Source organism: Pseudoalteromonas sp. SIMBA_162 (assembly GCF_046535955.1).
GTDB classification, from domain to species: domain Bacteria; phylum Pseudomonadota; class Gammaproteobacteria; order Enterobacterales; family Alteromonadaceae; genus Pseudoalteromonas; species Pseudoalteromonas marina.
The window spans coordinates 1-245 of the sequence record NZ_JAWJBQ010000977.1; the positions used below are offsets into that span (position 1 = coordinate 1).

Annotated in this window: 1 protein-coding gene; it reads right to left on the reverse strand. The window is 44.9% G+C overall.

All coding sequences use genetic code 11. The features are described from left to right. The coding region (locus tag R0J88_RS22625; RefSeq protein ID WP_410901268.1) for a glycosyltransferase family 4 protein at window positions 1–245 on the reverse strand (245 nt) is incomplete at both ends.

Here is a 245-nt window from a genome sequence, read left to right on the forward strand (position 1 = left end):
GATTCACTTGAAGCTGGCCATTTTGTTGGATGACTTTCTCCAGTTCGCGATATAAAGCCTCAACATTTTTAGGCGGTACAAGCACCCCTGCATGATCTTGGAGCATATAGTGTAGCCCACCGACATCCGAAGCAATAACAGGTGTGCCACATGCAAGTGCCTCTAACGCGACTAACCCTAACCCTTCAATGTAGGATGGTAAGACAAAAACATCAGCCGCTTGGAAATAACTTGCTAATTTCTTT